This is a genomic window from Acetobacter fabarum, from assembly GCF_040702925.2.
Lineage (GTDB): Bacteria > Pseudomonadota > Alphaproteobacteria > Acetobacterales > Acetobacteraceae > Acetobacter > Acetobacter fabarum_B.
Genome location: NZ_JBFCXX020000109.1, coordinates 1 through 249 on the forward strand (window position 1 = coordinate 1; position 249 = coordinate 249).

A 249-nucleotide genomic window follows, 5' to 3' on the forward strand; every position below is an offset into this window, starting at 1 on the left:
GCCGTCGCTGACCTCTTCCAGGCCGGCAATCAGCCTCAGCAACGTGGACTTGCCGCAGCCCGATGGGCCGACAAAGACCACGAATTCACGGTCGTTCACCTCAAGGTCGATGCCCTTGATGATGGAAAATCCTTCGAAGCCTTTTTGCAGATTCTTGATTTTCAGGTTGGCCATGATGATGGGCCTCCACTTCTGATAAGGGTATAGGGCGCGTTACTTCACCGCGCCGAAGGACAAACCGCGCACCAG

The 249-nt window shown here is 55.8% G+C and carries 1 protein-coding gene; it reads right to left on the bottom strand.

From position 1 onward, the window contains the following. The coding region (locus AB2L51_RS15305) for an ATP-binding cassette domain-containing protein (protein ID WP_400922718.1) at window positions 1–174 on the bottom strand (174 nt) is incomplete at its 3' end. Window positions 175–249 lie beyond the last annotated feature (75 nt).